The sequence below is a fragment of the Bacillus sp. 2205SS5-2 genome, from assembly GCF_037024155.1.
Taxonomy (GTDB): Bacteria; Bacillota; Bacilli; order Bacillales; family Bacillaceae_K; genus Bacillus_CI.
Genome location: NZ_JAYKTS010000017.1, coordinates 1 through 16,789 on the forward strand (window position 1 = coordinate 1; position 16,789 = coordinate 16,789).

Consider the following 16,789-nt stretch of genomic DNA (forward strand, 5'->3'; position numbering starts at 1 on the left):
GAGGTAGATATCCAAAAATCAAAACCAGCTTAAATCAAGTAATGGTGCCATAGCCAATCTTTAAAAATGGTCATTCCATTTTAGGGAGGGTGCTTTTTTGTGTCAAAATCAGCATCAAAACCCATTTTCGTATAAAAAGATCCTCTTAGAAACACAAAAAAAGAAGTCCATTTCTGAACTCCTGTTTGACAGTCTATTGAGAATTCATCAATAGAACTACATATATAAGAATGATCTTTGCCAGTGCCTGTAGGTGTCCAAAATGTATGTGGCAATTCCTAGGTTGCTGACGTCATATTACATTCATAGACACTATTTCCCAGAAAACATTCTTTATCAAAGGCTCTTTCCATATTGATTGTTGCTTAAAGAAAAAATTTTGAATGAAATTCGTTCATTTTTCTAATCGAGTCTACTAATTGATACGAAAAGATGACCCGCAGTGGAGCTATTACGAAAAGCAACAATCTTTGCGAAAACAGCCTTTTCAAAACAAAAGTTGTCAGCTGCAAAGAAACTTGAAACCGAATAAAATAAGTACATATGAGCTGATGCGATTCATTTTCCCTCTCACTTTTTAATAGTTACATCATTTCATTGTCCCAGTCCAATCAATCTTCTTTTCCAAAGTTATCAAGCAATGTACGCACTTCATCTGTTGATTTTGTATTCATCAATTGATTTCTTAATTCTCCAGCTCCACGGAATCCTTTGACATAAATTTTGAAAAAGCGATGAAGCCCTGTGATTGAACGGGGTAGTTCTTCCGCATATTGATCTTGAAGATCAAGCTGCAGTCTTAAAAGATCAAGGTATTCTTTACTGCTATGCTCTTTTGGCTCTTTTTCAAAAGCAAAAGGATTTTTAAAAATTCCTCTCCCGATCATAACACCATCAATACCATATTGTTCTGCAAGTTGCAGCCCTGTTTGACGGTCAGGAATGTCTCCATTGATTGTTAGTAGCGTATAGGGTGCGATACGGTCACGTAATTTTTTGATTTCCGGAATGAGCTCCCAATGCGCATCTCCTTGGCTCATTTCCTTTCTTGTACGTAAATGAATAGTAAGGTTCGCAACATCCTGTTTTAATATATGCGTTAGCCACCCTTCCCACTCATTTACATCCTGATAGCCAAGTCGTGTTTTCACGCTGACAGGCAGTCCGCCGGCTTTTGCTGCTTGAATAAGTTCTGCAGCAACGTCTGGGCGTAGAATAAGGCCACTACCTTTCCCTCTCGATACCACATTCGGTACAGGGCAGCCCATATTAATATCGATACCTTTAAAGCCTAGCTCTGCCATGCCGATACTCATTTGGCGAAAATATTCGGGATTATCCCCCCAAATATGTGCCACCATAGGCTGTTCATCTTCTGTAAAAGTCAAGCGGCCACGTACACTTTTCATGCCCTCTGGATGACAGTAGCTATCTGAGTTTGTAAACTCCGTGAAAAATACATCCGGTCGGCCGGCTTCACTTACTACGTGACGAAAAACAACATCTGTCACATCTTCCATTGGTGCTAGTACAAAAAATGGACGTGGTAAATCACGCCAAAAATTATCTATCATTTCAAACTCAAATCCTCTCACTATGGATACAACTTCAAACTATCGGTCAAATAATATAAAGCCAAATGTTCTAATACTTTTACATTTATATCATGCTTAATAACTTATTATCAAATGGTAGAGATTGGGACGGTTTTTATGTATCCGTCGAGAGTCGAAAAATCCTCTCAGCTAGTCTAGGTTCACTTTCTTCATTTTACCTCATGAAGTACATCATTGATGTTCTGTTTATATTGTAGGAAAGCTTGCCTACCTTCTGTTGTCAAACTTAAAATAGTTCTCGGTTTTTTATTTACAAACTCTTTACGCACATTTACATAACCAGCTTCTTCAAGTTTTTTAAATGAGTTGATAAATTTATCCAAGTCAAATCTGTTTGGTTCATCAGATAGACAGCATCACCTTTATCTACAACGTACAAATAGATTATAATACTTAGTCTTGCTGAAGAATATATAATTTTATCAAGTGAGCCATAGAGACAGTTCTTCCGGTATATTATTGCTTTTTATTTAGTGAAAATACTGTTAAAGGTGAGTTTATCGAGGGTGAACAAACGGGATGCGCCCACTCTGTTTATTTCCGCTCTCGTCTTGGCAAAGCGAATGGTTTTGTTTTGAAGACGGAAGCTCCATTTCTTTTTAATGGTAATTTGGTCGATTATTCTAATAGCGTATGTTTTCACTGAACTACTAGCCCATTAGGACCCCTATTGATAGAGCCACCACAAAATAAGCTTGTGCGGGAGCTTTTTCATTGAGTTGGGAGGGATAAGTTACCTATTGTCTATCTTCTCATCATAAAAAAAGCCAGAGGAACCGCCCCCCCGGCCGACCCCTGCCTCAATTAAAAATCAAACGTAGCTGTCACTGGGAAATGGTCAGAAAATCCGTCTGAATCATCCACCGTTGCCTCGCTGATTACTTCATCTGTTAAGGTGAGTATCCAATCGATGGATCCGCCACGTTGATGAGTTGGTGGTTTGGAAATCGTAGGATTGATTACTTCCCACGAGTCAACTAATTCAACAGGATTTGATTCATCGCCAATCGGAGTTTGATCTAATAAAAATCGCATAATTGTTCTGTATCGACTTGAGTTAAAATCACCAACTGCAATAGCTGACCTTTCACCTTCTGAAGTGATTTGATGCTGATTCATTAGTTGAACCAATTCAATCGCCTGCTCTTCTTGGCTTTGTGAAGGACTCACACAGAAGTGATTATTATAGAAATAAAATTCTTTATTTGAATCATTCTCTCTCAACAATAGCCAATTGATATAGCGAGTATTTCCGCATTCGGTAGCTTCAACAAAACCTGAATCCAGGATCGTAAACTGATCTTTTCGAAGTAAAATTGGATTTCCATACGTAACTGGAATATCGAATTCGACTAAGTCATAGGTGCTTTGTAGTAAGTTCGTTAAATCTCTTCTCTGCGTTGACATCGCTTCTTGCAGTCCTACAATATCAGGGTTAATCTCTAGTATTTTATCAGCAATCCCGCCCCGTCGATCTCTCCAAGTTGAGCGGTCTGCTAGGACATTAAAACTCATCATTTTAATCGTCGTTATACTATCCTCATTTTGACTTTTTCCCTCACTCATCTTTAAATCAATCACATTCAATTCCTTTTCTAGTGCTCTAACTTCTGATAGTCCTAATAACGGCAGCAAAAATAGCATGGTTAATATTAATGTAATTCCTTTTTTCATCGCCATTCCTCCCTTTCCAAGGTGGTTCACATCCCCTTTTGATATCTATGGAAATAGTCATCTTGTATTCTAACTATTTTGGTAATTTGTGAAAAGGAGACTTTCCTCATGGCTATCGTTGTGATTACGAGGTATATGGTCCTTCTAAAAAGCTTTTCTAGTGGAGATATAGCTCTTTTACTTTTTCGCCATTGGAGACATTATCTGCTTTTGCAGTCTTTTCATTCAAAAGAAGAGGCTGCTCTACTCATTCTTAACCGTTGCACTCTCTGCAAAAAGTACCATTTTTTATTAAAGCTGTTTACGTAAGGCTCTTTTCGTATACAGTTTGGCTATTTCATCAGATTTTTGATTAAATCGCCACACTGTTGATTTCTATCAAAAATTGACGAAATGATGCCCGAAAAAAGACAAATTTGGATTGTTTCCATCCGTCTTATTTTACTTGAACAACAAAGAATGAAAAAAATCCTTATTAAAAATCGAATAAAAAAACAAGGGAGAGTGGTCCCTTGTTTTTAAACTATTTATTAAAGAATAGAAAATCCGATCACTAAGCTCGACGATACTATCTCTCTAACATTTCACTGTTTTTCCTAATTATTTGTACCGCTCTCTAAATCTCCTAAATACTCCGTTTGTAACACTTCCTCCGCTACTGACCCTTCAATTCTTGTCAGCTGATAGGCTTTGGCACTCGGTCTAGAGCTCACGGATTTTGTTAACTCTTGATCAAAAAAATGGAGCGCTACACCGTCATCTGCTGCGAATCCACCCGATATTTTATTAGATTTAATTAAGCTATGGTAGACAGGTCTTCTTTGAGATTCCCCGTCAAAATGAGGACAATTACTCCCCATTAGAAAACCTAAACATTGAAGTGGTTCGAGATCATCTCCATATGAGTCTGTTACGCCCTGTTCAAACCAACAAATAGAACCTGCGCTGATTCCAGCTAGAATGATTCCTATGTCCCAGGCCTTTTTCAAAATCTTATCCAACCCCCATTCCTTCCAAAGCACCAATAAATTTTTGGTGTTTCCACCACCAACATAAATGATATCTTGCCCGAGCACAAATGCTTCTATATCTCTTGTCGGTGGTTTAAATAATGAGAGATGGGTAGGTTCACAATTTTGTTGTTGAAAGAATTCATAGAATCTTGCGGTGTAACTATCGGCATCTCCACTGGCGGTCGGAATAAAACAAATCTTTGGCTTGGGTTTATTGACTTGACTTAATATGTACTGGTCTAATAGTGGATTGTCTGGCTCCATCGAAAAGCCGCCTCCACCCATTGCAATAATCTGCCTCATTGTGATTATCACTCCTTGTCTCCTAGTTTATTAGGTAATATAAATTAGAAGCTACTTTTAGGTTCTGGCACCTCATCAAACTAAAAATACATACATATGAAAGAAAAAATTAACACAGTGTTTTTTTACTATTATTTCACATATTAAGAATAATAATTTAGTATATTCTGATAATAACACAAATATAGCAATCAAAAACAGTCGGCCACTCCTCTACTCATTCCCCCAAGTTGGTAGGTGATATTTCGTGAGAAGGAGAGTCTGCCATTTTGTAGAATACATATACTTAGAAGAAGGAAGCTTAGTGTTCTTTATGCTTTCCAAAGGGGGGAATCTTGATGGAAAACACCATCCTATCTACTAAACTATTCATCCCGGCGCCAAGAGAAAAAGCGGTCGTTCGCCGACGACTTCTTCAAGAGTTAAATGAAGGCATGAACCGCAAGTTAACACTTGTGTCAGCTCCAGCTGGGTTTGGGAAAACGACGATTGTGAGCCAATGGATTCAAGCTTGCAACCGACCAGTAGCCTGGTTGTCTCTTGAAAAGGAAGAAAGCGACCCAAGGGTTTTCTTGACGTATTTCATTGCGGCGATGCAGACGCTCGAAAAAAATGTGGGAGTGAGGGCGGTCAGTTTGCTCCAATCTCCTCAGATACCAAAAATGGACATGTTGCTTACAAGTCTACTCAATGACATGAATTCCCTTCCTTACCCATTTACCCTCGTTTTGGACGATTGCCACACGATTAATACTCAACCGATGAGCGACGTTCTTACCTTCTTAGTCGAACACTTACCATCTCAGATGCTTCTAGTAATGACAACCCGCGAGGATCCATCATTGCCGCTCGCTAGGCTACGTGCTTGCGATCAGCTTACCGAGATACGAGGGGATGACCTGCGATTTCACCTAGAGGAAGCAACCCTGTTTTTTCAAAAATTCATGAATCTTACGTTAGCAAAAGAAGATATTTCTGCTTTAGTTAACCGAACGGAAGGGTGGATTGCCGGACTTCAGTTAGCAGGAGTTTCATTGCAGAGACAACCGAATCCCTCCTCGTTTATCCAATCCTTCTCCGGCAGTCACCACTATGTGATGGACTACTTACTGGAAGAAGTCCTTAACCAACAACCAGAATCTATTCAACAATTTTTAGTTAAAACATCTATTTTGAACCGCTTGTGTGGGTCTCTTTGTGATGCAGTGATGGTGGATTCACCATATGTCGGGCAAACCACTTTACAGGCTCTGGAACAATCTAATCTTTTCATCATTCCATTGGACCATGAGCGACGCTGGTATCGCTATCACCACCTATTCGCGGAATTACTTCAAAAGCGACTCACTCAAACAGAAGACGTAGCAGAGTTACATAGTCGGGCTAGTCATTGGTATGAAATTCATCATTTTGCCATTGAAGCCTTACAGCATGCGGCAGCCGCTGGGGATTACAAGCGAACGGAGCGCTTAGTAGAGGGAGATGGCATGCCCCTTCATTTTCAGGGTGCCATTAATCCGGTTCTCAACTGTTTAAAGTCGTTACCGAAGTCAGTCCTTGTGAAAAACCCTACCTTATCGGTTATGTATGCTTCGGTGCTGTCGATGTCTGGTCGCTTAAGCGAGGTAGAACCTAAGCTACAAGCAGCCGAATCTGCACTTGAAACAGCTGAAAAAAATAATAAAAATCGAAACCTTGTCGGACATATTGCAGCGATTCGCGCACTAGTAGGTACCATGAATAACCAAGTAGACGAGATAATTTATCAATCTCAACAGGCACTCGACCACCTAAGTCCAAAAAGCATTGCGGTTAAAACAGCGACCACTTGGAAACTCGGAATCGCTTATCAACTTCAAGAAGACCGCTCCTCCGCGAAACAAGCCTATACTGAAGCCATCTCTATGAGCCAATCATCACAGAATAAAGTCATTTTCATCTTGGCCACCACCGGATTAGGTCAGCTACAAGAAAAAGACAACCAACTGAGCCTTGCCGTCCAAACGTACCAAAGCGTTATCAAAGCCATCAATGACCCTTTGTCCTCATTGGTTCATGCTGCACACCTTGGCTTGGCGCGAATTTATTACCAGTGGAATGAACTTGATCAGTCGACCGAGCATGTGAAGAAAAGCATCGAGCTTGCTCAACAAATCCAACCTAACACTCATGTGAACAGTTGTCGAGTGTTTGCCGCTCAATTACATCTCGCTAAAGGAGATACCTCTGAGGCAGAAGTCATTATCGATGATGTTAAGCAATCGATAGATTCTCCCTTGAAAGAGCTCACGGAAACCGAAGTGTGGTTACGGCTCTCACAAAGGAAGATTCAAAAAGCATCTGAATTGGCCCGATCCTTCCCACTCCTTCAAGCGCGTGTTTACTTAGCAAAAGGTAAACATGAAAATGCATTATCCCTAGTCCATACCTTCCTTGCACAGGATCACGATCGAAAGGATGACACTCTAAAAGGGAAGATACTACTAGCTGTTATTTTATATGGCATGGAGAAAAAAACTCAGGCCATAAAAGCTCTAGCAGAGGCACTAGAGTTAGCTAAACCTGAGGGGTTTATTCGCCTTATTATTGACGAAGGAAATCCAATGGCGAGATTATTAACTGAGTTCTCTTTTAAAAACATTCTGCCTGATTATGTCTCTTCGTTGCTTACTTCTTTTCATGCGGAGACAGTTGAACACCCCCCTCTCGTTGAGCCACTAAGTCAACGAGAGTTAGAAGTATTACACCTCATCAGCCAAGGGCTATCCAATCAGGAAATTAGTTCAAGACTATACATCGCCTTAGACACAGTGAAGGGCCATAACCGACGTATTTTTGAGAAACTTCAAGTAAAACGGCGTACCGAAGCCGTCTCGATCGGCCAAAAATTAGGGCTCATACATTAGCTTTAGCCCGAAAAACAACACCAAAGTGTCTATGACTCCCCCACCTCTCCTCTTACAATAGAAATAGAGCGAAACATGAGGAGGAGAAAAAATGAATTCATTAAAAAATCCAGGTCGTTTTGCAGGTGTTCTCTACTTATTGATTATTATTAGTGGCATTTTCGCGGAAATAGTCGTTAGGGGCGCAGTGAAGGAACCAGGCAATGCCCCCGCTACTGCAACGAATATTCTGGCGTCTGAGAGCTTATTTCGTTTTAGTTTGTTGAGTGACTTTGTCATGATAATGAGTTATTTTGCACTTGGAATCGTCTTTTACCACTTATTTAAATCCACCAATAAACATATGGCACTCTTATTGTTAACACTCAATCTAATCGGTGTGCCAATGATGGCGCTTAATATGCTAAATCAGTTTTCTGCATTATTAGTGTTAACGGACGTTGATTATTTACAGGCTTTTACTACGGATCAACTCCATAGCTTATCCCTTTTCTTTATGAATTTACATGGCTATGGCTATCAGCTTACTGCCCTTTCATACGGCTCGTGGCTGTTTCCTCTTGGGTATGTCGTGTATCAATCAACCTTCCTCCCTAAAGTCATTGGAGTATTTTTAATGGTTGCCTCTGTCGCGATTCTCTGTACGTTCGCCACTACTTTTGTCGCACCTCAACATTTAGACCTTGTATCCATGATTGAATCGATTCCCTCTGTGATTGGAGAGTTTTCTCTTTGTCTATGGTTACTCATCAAGGGTGTAAGAAAAGAACAATTAAAATCAATCAAATCGTAGGAATGAAAGCCACTTTCTCCTCAAACAGAGGGTTACGCACTAAAGGATGTGAAACTACTCGCAGGTTTAACCCTTATCTTCATGTGTATCAGGCACCTTGTTTATGGAGAAAATTTTAAGCTGCTTGGTAAGAAATGACCCTATCTAATTTCCATACTACTAACCCCAGCATATACGCTTAATGTATAAAACGTGGTATACGCTGAGGTATATTAATCTATTTATTATTGAACATCCTTGCCTAATAACAATCGATTCGAATTCACGATTATCTAACAAGATCGTTATTCTAAATACTCACTTACTAAATTTGGATTTATATATCTAGCCATTCCCGTTTTCATTCTTTTAAATCCTATTTTATGATAAAAGTCTTCCTTTCCCGTTGTAGATATCAAATGGACACAAGAAACTTCACTTAATTGGGAAAGGATATCTTCCATCATTCTTCTTGCAATCCCCTGCTTTTGAAACTCTGGATGGACCAAGACATCATAAATCACTGCATTAAATACTCCATCCGTTATTGCTCTACCGAAGCCAACAAGCCGCCCATTTTCCATAGCGAAGACAAAGACATTACTTGCATCAAATACTAGTTTAATATTCTCCTTTGTGTGTTTCGTCCACCCAACTAAAGAATATATCTCATTCATTTCATCAAGATTTACAATAGAAAAATCATGATGTACTTTTACATCCATAGACACTATTCCCCCTCAATAATATGAATTCTTTTGTATTCATGTTAGAAGCAATCAACACGGTTTATTACTCATTATTTCATCTCTCAACATTATACAGCAACTTATTGGTGAAAAACGCGATATTAGAACATTGCGCACGGTTGCGGTTGTCTGGCGTTCGAGATGGTTGTTCTGAATAAGCACCCCTTTTCTGATGACTGGAGACATTCAATTTATCATTTTTTGATTTATTCATTCTTAGAAAATTTCAATGTAGAAGTTTTATTAGTTATAGTATTTCTATATATTTCCTCTCCTTGTTCTGTAGCCTCCATTTCAAAAATCCCATATCCATTCGCCGTTACCGTGTATATATCTTCCTCTGTCTCCTGCCTTGTTAAGATGACTGCATATTCTTTTCCTAAATCCATATCATAATCGTATTCGGATGTAAAGGACATGAACTTAGTCTCTTGTTCTTCCTTAGATAATTTATTTAGTCCCATATTAGAAACTCTATTTTCATTCCAAGATTCCACTAATTTTGATATTCTAATGTCTCCCCCATCCATGTAAATCGTCTTTACTCCTGATAAAGGATTTCCAGAAATTGTTTCTACAATTTCCACTTCTAAAGGAGTAAAAGGCATATCCGTATAGAACCTCTCAGACTTCGGCAAGATCACTGCCTCATCAATCGATAGAACTTTTAGATGTACAACAGAGCCTTCCTCATGAAACAGATTTTCAGGTTCTCTGGGATCTGTGTCCCAGGAATATTCCCAATTTCCGAAACTTCCATAGATTTCTCTATTGCTCCTTTCTACTTGAAGACGCATATTTTCTCTTTCATAAATTTGTTCTATATCAAACTGTCGTACGGCATGCTCTTGCATATGGGCTTCTCTGCCGATTAAGCCAGAAAAAAAGACTGTCGCTAAGGAAATACTAATTAACACTGACCACAACAACTTCTTGCTTGAATAGGATTTCCAACTGAATTTTTCTTGGTTAATATTCAATTCTCTCTCTATAGTTATAGAGATTTTCTCGACGCTTTCTTCACTAAGTTTATGGTTTTTGGGAAAGGCTCTCAGTTCATCATGAACTCTAGAATTTTCCATCTGGTATCCCTCCTAGTTTTTTCTCAAGTGCTTTTAATGCTCTGTGATAGGTAAGATTTACTTTATTCTTACTCCAATTAAGGGCTTGTGCGGTCTCTTGGACGGATAATTCATTGATTCCCCTTAACATTAGTACATCATAATACGTCTGCCTTAGCCTTCTCATCGCTAAATATAATTCAGCTTTCATCTCATCTAATTGGACGATTTCTTCAGGAGAATTTGAAGTCATCCTTTCGCCATTCAATTGTTTAAGGTGAAACCTTTTTTTCTCTTCTTTCCTTCTTTTTCTGCTTTCATCTATCGCGATATTTCTAGCGATACTTATTAGCCACGTTTTAGGATTCGAGTTCCCCTTATATTTATGTATGTTTCTGACTGCCTTCACAAAGGTCTCCTGAACCAGATCCTCTACATCCTTCGCTCCTGTATAATAAATTAAGAAATTATAAATGTCGTTATAATATTCACTAAACCACTCTTTTATTTCATAGTCTTCGTTCATTCCTTCTCCCCCAAAATCCTCGTATACATATTAGACGCTCTTTTTTCTTGAAACTTTCATAATGTTATCAAATATTCTCGAAAATAAATTGGAATAATAATAAATGATTCTGTTGTGTTTAAAATAAAGATTGTGTTTTCTAGTAAAGTTTCTTTTACAAAAAAGGTAGATATACCAATGCACATTAAAGGAGAAACCCAATCAACTCCTTTTGGGAATTCCGATTAAGTGTGGAAAATGCAAAACTAATTGAGATATATTTTTTATGGTTTAGTATTACGTTAAACTATATAACGTTTAACGTAATACTTGGAAAGGGATGACAAAAAGTCCGTGAGTTCAACTGACCGATTTTCTGAACCAACTTTATTTATCTTAATTAGTTTAGCTGAGGGGAACAAACATGGTTATGTAATCATGGAATATATTAGAAATTCATACGATATTAAAATTGGACCTGGGACCTTATTTGGTGCTATTAGTCGAATGGAGAAATTAAAATTAATTGAGGCTATTCCCTCAAAAGATAGAAAAAAGCCTTATCAAATTACTTCTAAAGGCAGACAGTATCTACAAAAAAAATTAAAGGAAATTGAAACTGTTACCAAGTTGGGATTTGAAAGGTTAGGTCTATTATGAAGTGGCTAATCCATCTGTATTCAAAAAGTGGAGAAAACGCTATGAAGAGGAATTCTTATATATTTTGGAAAATAGGAATCTTTCTTTTAAAGAGGGAATTGATGTATTTATCAATGCTATGGATGCAAGATTTTTAATTTTAGTGGAAGGGATAATAAGTAGAGATAAGAAAATTCGTGACGTTGTGCTTGGTTCTGTTTTTAACCGTTTCTTGTTCATTGGTTCGGTAATATTTATAGGTACGTTCGGTGGATATTGGATTGGAAATAACACTCCCTCAATTTTAGAAATATCACCTAAATTATTATTGCTAATTGGTGTTAGTGTTGCAAGAGGGATTATGCGAGTAATTAATGTTACCCAAAAAAAGGATGTCTTCCTTTCTACTGGTAAATTAAAGTTCGATAAGTCGAATAGTTAAACACATCTCAGTGTTCGTAGAGGTGAGGTGAAGTAAAATAATGACTTACAAAGTTTTGCAAGATGTAAAAATAGTGTCTGGAATAATCTCGTCTATAATACTGGCAGTTATTGCAATAATATTGGCCATCTACAGTATTAGTTATTGGATATTTTTTGTTGTGATATCAATGGTGTTTCTATTTTTAAGTATACACAGAGCTGATAAGATAATGAAAAATTGATAGTGAATATTCAGGTGCAAGCTTCAAGTAAAATTAAACAGTTTTCCATATTTAAGATTGAACAGTTCCTCTGTTAAATAATGCCTTTCTATATTTCATTCTTATACTCTCTGTTCTTTATCGAACGTCAAGACGGTGTTTGTCAAGATAGTTGTCCCATTTTCCTAGTTTTTTAGTGTCAGTTTAAAGTGCTTCTACCGCGCTTCGCTTGCTAGCCTTCTCGAAATAGAACAGAGCCTTTCTCTGTTCTATTTCGAGAAGGTGAAGGGGATTCCAGCAACCTATTAATTGGTTGTACTTTATTCGATTTTTATAAGTTCTATTTCAAAAAATATGGAAATTCCCCACTGTCCCCCCGCTTCTAACAACATAGTGACAACTATTTGAAAATTTTTTCAATTTATACCCTTCCAATAGAAGCTTATCCCAGCCTATGCGCTCACAATTTTATGAGCTATTAAGATAGTTATTATTACTGCCCTCAAGGATTTTAGTAGAATTTATATTTGTCCATTCTTCAATGGTTTTTTCAGGGTGATTTTTTAAGTAACTTTGGGTAACTTCAAAGCCAATTTTATAATTTGCCCATAATGAAATTCCTTTAACTCTATTACCTTCAAAAATTCAAAATATACCTCAGAATTTGTAGAGTCAATCTGCTTTTTAAACTCATTAAATGTTGGTTTTCTTAACTCCTCTTTTAAGGGCTCTAACCAAGGAGCAGAATTATCTGGATACAATATTTCTGCAAAGGAATCAGCTTTACCTTCAAAAATTGCTGCATCCAATAAAGTATAGGCTTTCTCCTTATAGCTTTCAAGGAAAACAGAATGATAATATTCATGTACCGTAGTATATTTCAGCATATCATCTGTATAGGAAGGATCTATTTGAAGTAATATAGCATCCTCACTCAAAGTCAATCCTCCTACCCCTTCCATATTATTAATATAAAATGTTTTTCCGGGGTTTATTGTCATAACAAATACAGTTTTACCACTTCCAGTAAACATCTCAGATGCATCAATAAGTGCTGTTTTAATAAGCCTATTAATAGCCTTTTGCCTCTTAAGGAGTTCTATAGTATTCTTCTCTAATTCATCTCCTTTAGAACTGGGGTAAAAAAATTTGGAATAGTCACTATGAATAGCTAACTCTTTTTCTGAGGCTTTTTCTAAAAAAGGTGCAGTCACCCTCTCGTAATACTCTGCTTTTGAGTTTTCTTTGGAATTATTTGAGACCGTTTTTGTATAATTCAATACATCTTCATAAAAGGGAATAATTTCAAAAGTCTGACTGTTATGAGGAAATTTTTTTGTAAGTTGAGATGGTGTTTTAGTTTCTTCATTAGTACTTGAAGAACAGCCAAAGAGTGAAATTGCAAGTGAAAAAAATTAATGTTATCATTAGCATCCTCATTTTAAAAGACAACTCCTTTATGCAGTGTAGTATCTATCCTTTAATTGAATAAAAAAAAGGAGTTGTTATCAGATAAACGTTCATCAAGACTTGTAGCCTTTGATACATTAATTATTTTAATTTTTTTGGAAGTTGATTGTTTAGGTGATTTTGTTCTATCATATAAGAGACACCTCATCTGTTCGGTAGTAGATTCTCGACAAGTCAACTATACCAAAGAATGAGGTGTTATTTGTGTTTTTAGACTCATTTGTCAAGGTCCATTTTCCAACTCCCACGAGACATAGAGAGACTAGCGTGCATCCACTTTTTAAAGTGCTAAGTTTGAGTTATTGAAATCAATTTCCGTGTTTCTCTCTTATTTAATTAGGCTGTTTTCGCAAAGTTTGTTGCTTTTCGTATCAGTTTTATATCTTGATTTAGCTTTGTTTCGGGCATCATTTCGTCTGTTTTTGATAGAATTCAACTGTGAAATGGAGGATTTAATCAAAAAGATGATGAAATAGTCACAATGTATACGAAAAACTCGATGGCAGCACTCACGTTACGCCGCCACCGCCTATCATGAAAAAAGCAAATTCAACCTCTTTATTGGTACAAACCTGATAAATTCGGGTCAAACTTACTAATTTAGAGATGCTTAAAAATGCCTTTTTTCATACATAGAGCCACACTTTCTTTAGGACCTCCAACCTTACAAAGAGTATCTAACCCCCTTACATTTTAGAATGTCATAATAAGTTCTTCAATTCACGCTTTTTATCCATATACGTCACTAGTTCTTTGTCTATTTGTTTATATTCTTCCGTTTCATTTGACAAATAACTGATTTTCCCAAGTAGTTCTGTGATTTTGGTTTCAATCAGGGCTAGTTCTTCGAGTACATTACGTTCTTTTAGAGTATGTTTGTTCTTTTTTCGTTCTTCATATTCCTTCAATCCTATTTCATATTGATGCATCTTACAATTTTCAATTACTAACAATTTGGTACACAGCTTTTCAATCAAATACCTATCATGTGATACGATTATAAGTGTGCCGGTATACGTACTGAGCGTTCTTTCTAGCTCTTCCCTGCTTGGCAAATCTAAATGGTTTGTCGGCTCATCTAAAATTAATAGATCATATTCCATTAAAATCATTTGGATAAGCTTAATTTTCGTACGTTCCCCTAGACTTAAGTGGGAAATTGGTTTTTCAAGAGTTTCTTGCTGAATATCCATATTAGATATAAGGGTTCTGGCTTTCGTTTCCTGCTCTCGATCAGTAAGATCGAAGTATTGTAAAGGGGTTTTTTCGCTTGGAAGGTCACTTACATCCTGCGATAGATAAGCAAATTTGGTTGATTCACTCATCCAAATATTACCTTTAGTTAGGCTTTCTTTTTTAAGTAGGATGTTGATAAACGTCGACTTCCCAGCTCCATTTGGTCCAAGCAAGCCGATTTTTTCTCCATGCTTTACATAAAAGTTACTTTTATCAAACAGCACACGATTACCAATCTTTTTTTTGATCCCTTTTGCTTCAAGAATCCTCTTACCGCGCTTTAAATCTGATTCAAAGTGAAATGAGATTGATTTCTCTGCTTTTGGCTTTTTCACCTGATGCTTCGATAATTCTAAATTTAAACGTTTCAGCTTTGACTTTACCTGATTATCTTTTTTCTTTGCCTTCGCTCGTTCGAATTCCTTTAATCCCGCTTGACGATTTTCAGCATTTGTTCCTCCTTTTCCCGCTTGGCGATGGGCCTTTTCTGACCATTCTTTCAAGGTGCTCATCTGCTTTTCAACCATCTCTACTTTACGTTGTTGTTTTTCATAATCACGCGTATCTTGTTCATACTTTATATGCTTTTCGTTTCGATAAGACGAATAATTTCCGTCATATACCGTTAACTCTCCAGCTTCTAGTTCAAATATTTTTGATACTGTTTCGTCTAAAAAATATCGATCATGTGAAATAATAATAGCAGCACCCGAATAGTCTCTAACCTCTTCAATCAACCAACTAACTCCATGCATATCCAAGTGATTTGTTGGTTCATCTAATATTAAGAACTCTGGAGAAATTGCCCAGATTTTTGCTAAAGATAATTTTAGCTTTTCTCCCCCGCTTAAATGTTGGAGCTCTTCTTTCTTTAATCGATCTTTAAGTAAACCAAGCTGCTTGCTTGTTTCAAGTAATTTCTCCCCATGATTTAACAGTTCGTAATCGATCGACATTTTATAATCTGTTGATTGTGGTAAATAGCCAATTTTCAATCGGGAGGGCCACATTGTTACAAACCCTTTATCAGGCTCCAGCATGTTCATAAGGATCTTTACAAATGTCGACTTTCCAGCACCATTCCAACCGACGAGACCAATCTTTTCACCATTTCGTATGTCAAAACTAACTTTCCTTAAGACTTCCAAATCTCCAAAACTCTTTTGTAGTTCTTTACCTTGTATAACAAGAGTCATAAAAATCACCTCTGTTTTATTTTTTTTGAGAGGATAAAAGAAATAAAATATGCCTCTCCAAGAATCCTGGAGAGGCTAGTATATATCCATAACAAATAAAAATGTAAACGCTTAACAAATACAATTCTGTGTTTTGTGTATTGGTATTTTAAACGTAAATAGCTAGTCTGGACAGACTAATCCTATTTCTCCAGGTTCTCATTTTCATATTCATATGAGTGTTATCCCTTCTAAATAAAATTAGTTCCACATTCGCTTAATACCAACCCTTTCCATATTTTCACAGTCACATTTAGTATATTTTACAAGGATAGGATTGTCAATAACTATTCGTCTCTAATTTTATGATTATCTTAACAGTATAGTTTAGTCATCAAATTTCACTGACTGAAATCGCCAAGTATGCTTTGATGTAACTGGGCAGACCACATCTCCATTGTTGAAGTTGGCTTTTGATTAATGTTTGGATTCTCTTATTTGTCTATTTTAGAGAATCTTCAAGAAGATCGATTAACTGCTAAAAAAGCGACAGCCCCATCGAGTTCGTTTGCTTCATCACACATGCTTTAGAAGATTCCACCAAATAAACGTTGATCCGTTTCACATCGATTCAGTCACGACAAGAGGATATACCGGGAAATACGACCGTAGTGTGGCTAACGAGTAAATCATAGGATACCTCTTGGACCTCTTTTCTAGACGAAAGAGCGATTGGGTCGTTTTAACTGGATGATTTCCGCTAGGATACAGTCTTTATTCATGTGGTTCGTCCCTTTATTCTGTCATACCCTTGCTAATTCCTTTTCTCCTAGTCAAGGTAGTTCCCTCTCATTGGATCGAAATCTTCTCATTTTAATAATTAAGTTAACATTAAAGTCAGATTTCAACTGTTACTACGTTCCATTTCTAAATCAAGCTCTACCATAAGCCTAGCCTCCATATATTTTCTCTGTATAGTTAATCGATTGCTATTTTCTCCTTTTCACCGTACACTAACAATAATCA

Annotated in this window: 15 protein-coding genes and 1 pseudogene; 5 read left to right on the plus strand and 11 right to left on the minus strand. The window is 37.0% G+C overall.

Going from position 1 to position 16,789, the window contains the following annotated elements:
- Positions 1 to 611: 611 nt before the first annotated feature.
- From U8D43_RS12310 to U8D43_RS12315, 3 genes are all read right to left on the minus strand, one after another.
- A complete protein-coding gene (locus tag U8D43_RS12310) occupies positions 612 to 1,574 on the minus strand; it encodes a tRNA dihydrouridine synthase (protein WP_335871481.1) in 963 nt (320 codons plus the stop codon).
- Positions 1,575 to 1,765: 191 nt separating this feature from the next.
- Entirely contained in the window at positions 1,766 to 1,939 is a 174-nt protein-coding gene (locus U8D43_RS21000) for a transcriptional regulator (protein WP_442893603.1), read from the minus strand.
- 481 nt (positions 1,940 to 2,420) lie between these two features.
- A complete protein-coding gene (locus U8D43_RS12315) occupies positions 2,421 to 3,290 on the minus strand; it encodes an endonuclease/exonuclease/phosphatase family protein (protein ID WP_335871482.1) in 870 nt (289 codons plus the stop codon).
- Positions 3,291 to 3,398: 108 nt separating this feature from the next.
- Between U8D43_RS12315 and U8D43_RS12320 the strand changes: the two genes are divergently transcribed.
- Positions 3,399 to 3,599 carry a hypothetical protein gene (locus U8D43_RS12320; RefSeq protein ID WP_335871483.1) on the plus strand — a complete coding sequence of 67 codons (201 nt, stop codon included), beginning with the start codon at positions 3,399 to 3,401 and terminating at the stop codon, positions 3,597 to 3,599.
- Positions 3,600 to 3,886: 287 nt separating this feature from the next.
- On the opposite strand, the gene U8D43_RS12325 is transcribed toward U8D43_RS12320, so the two are convergent.
- Complete coding sequence (locus U8D43_RS12325) at positions 3,887 to 4,606, minus strand: Type 1 glutamine amidotransferase-like domain-containing protein (RefSeq protein WP_335871484.1); 720 nt, start codon at positions 4,604 to 4,606, stop codon at positions 3,887 to 3,889.
- A gap of 338 nt (positions 4,607 to 4,944) precedes the next feature.
- Between U8D43_RS12325 and U8D43_RS12330 the strand changes: the two genes are divergently transcribed.
- Together U8D43_RS12330 and U8D43_RS12335 are read left to right on the plus strand one after the other, a co-directional pair.
- Positions 4,945 to 7,512 carry a winged helix-turn-helix domain-containing protein gene (locus tag U8D43_RS12330; protein WP_335871485.1) on the plus strand — a complete coding sequence of 856 codons (2,568 nt, stop codon included), beginning with the start codon at positions 4,945 to 4,947 and terminating at the stop codon, positions 7,510 to 7,512.
- 91 nt (positions 7,513 to 7,603) lie between these two features.
- Complete coding sequence (locus tag U8D43_RS12335) at positions 7,604 to 8,305, plus strand: DUF4386 domain-containing protein (protein ID WP_335871486.1); 702 nt, start codon at positions 7,604 to 7,606, stop codon at positions 8,303 to 8,305.
- A gap of 284 nt (positions 8,306 to 8,589) precedes the next feature.
- Here the strand turns inward: U8D43_RS12335 and U8D43_RS12340 are convergent, their stop codons facing one another.
- From U8D43_RS12340 to U8D43_RS12350, 3 genes are all read right to left on the minus strand, one after another.
- Complete coding sequence (locus tag U8D43_RS12340; protein ID WP_335871487.1) at positions 8,590 to 9,009, minus strand: GNAT family N-acetyltransferase; 420 nt, start codon at positions 9,007 to 9,009, stop codon at positions 8,590 to 8,592.
- 230 nt (positions 9,010 to 9,239) lie between these two features.
- Positions 9,240 to 10,115, minus strand: a complete 876-nt coding sequence (locus tag U8D43_RS12345) for a hypothetical protein (protein WP_335871488.1) — start codon at positions 10,113 to 10,115, stop codon at positions 9,240 to 9,242.
- Positions 10,102 to 10,620, minus strand: a complete 519-nt coding sequence (locus tag U8D43_RS12350) for an RNA polymerase sigma factor (protein ID WP_335871489.1) — start codon at positions 10,618 to 10,620, stop codon at positions 10,102 to 10,104. The genes U8D43_RS12345 and U8D43_RS12350 overlap by 14 nt, the downstream gene beginning before the upstream one ends.
- Positions 10,621 to 10,953: 333 nt before the next feature.
- On the opposite strand from U8D43_RS12350, the gene U8D43_RS12355 reads away from it, so the two are divergent.
- Complete coding sequence (locus U8D43_RS12355) at positions 10,954 to 11,259, plus strand: PadR family transcriptional regulator (protein WP_335871490.1); 306 nt, start codon at positions 10,954 to 10,956, stop codon at positions 11,257 to 11,259.
- 1 nt (position 11,260) lies between these two features.
- Positions 11,261 to 11,680: a hypothetical protein gene (locus U8D43_RS12360; protein ID WP_335871491.1), complete on the plus strand. Its 420-nt coding sequence runs from the start codon at positions 11,261 to 11,263 to the stop codon at positions 11,678 to 11,680.
- Between the two features lie 670 nt (positions 11,681 to 12,350).
- On the opposite strand, the gene U8D43_RS21005 is transcribed toward U8D43_RS12360, so the two are convergent.
- From U8D43_RS21005 to U8D43_RS21010, 4 genes and pseudogenes are all read right to left on the minus strand, one after another.
- Complete coding sequence (locus tag U8D43_RS21005; RefSeq protein ID WP_442893606.1) at positions 12,351 to 12,527, minus strand: DUF2268 domain-containing putative Zn-dependent protease; 177 nt, start codon at positions 12,525 to 12,527, stop codon at positions 12,351 to 12,353.
- Positions 12,446 to 13,162: a DUF2268 domain-containing putative Zn-dependent protease gene (locus tag U8D43_RS12365; protein WP_335871492.1), complete on the minus strand. Its 717-nt coding sequence runs from the start codon at positions 13,160 to 13,162 to the stop codon at positions 12,446 to 12,448. Before U8D43_RS12365 ends, U8D43_RS21005 begins: the two co-directional genes overlap by 82 nt.
- Before the next feature lie 891 nt (positions 13,163 to 14,053).
- On the minus strand, positions 14,054 to 15,784 hold the full coding sequence (gene abc-f / locus U8D43_RS12370) for a ribosomal protection-like ABC-F family protein (protein WP_335871493.1): 1,731 nt from the start codon (positions 15,782 to 15,784) through the stop codon (positions 14,054 to 14,056).
- Positions 15,785 to 16,157: 373 nt separating this feature from the next.
- Positions 16,158 to 16,507 (minus strand): annotated as a pseudogene (locus U8D43_RS21010) (IS4 family transposase); the annotation flags it as partial.
- Between the last annotated feature and the right edge of the window lie 282 nt (positions 16,508 to 16,789).